The organism is uncultured Ruegeria sp. (assembly GCF_947500045.1).
Lineage (GTDB): Bacteria > Pseudomonadota > Alphaproteobacteria > Rhodobacterales > Rhodobacteraceae > Ruegeria.
Genome location: NZ_CANMQQ010000039.1, coordinates 1 through 444 on the forward strand (window position 1 = coordinate 1; position 444 = coordinate 444).

At 52.3% G+C, this 444-nt stretch carries 1 protein-coding gene; it reads left to right on the forward strand.

Annotated elements, in window-relative coordinates; all coding sequences use genetic code 11:
* Positions 1–108 precede the first annotated feature (108 nt).
* Positions 109–369 (forward strand): LCCL domain-containing protein, encoded by a 261-nt coding sequence (locus Q1B46_RS22245; protein ID WP_366871623.1) that lies wholly within the window; start codon positions 109–111, stop codon positions 367–369.
* Positions 370–444: the final 75 nt, after the last annotated feature.

Below are 444 nucleotides of genomic sequence, written 5' to 3' on the forward strand. Positions count from 1 at the left end.
TTCTATCTGACAATCGCGTGCCTATTGGTCTGCGGTTTTGGAACGAGCGCGCTCTCGGTCGAGGACTTGCCGGATTGCCCAGGCCATATCGGCGAAGCCGAACTTCCTATGGAATGCAACTGCACTAGAGAGGCGCAGAGAATACGTCCATTTAACGTGCAAGGATGCGGAACTTACGCGTGGTGGAGCAACATATGCATGGCAGCAATACATGCTGGAGTTGCCACGCGCGATGGCGGCCCTGTTCGCATAGAACAAAGAGAGCCTCAGGCGGAATACACTGGTTGCTTGCAAAACGATATGTACAGCAATGACATGCATCGCAGCGACCTACCCAGCTATGTAGTCTTGCCCATAAGTGACAATTAAACCGTCTAATAGTATTCGGTCTCAATTCAGTCGCCTTCCGACGCCGCCATTTGGAAAGTGTCCGCTTTGTCCGCA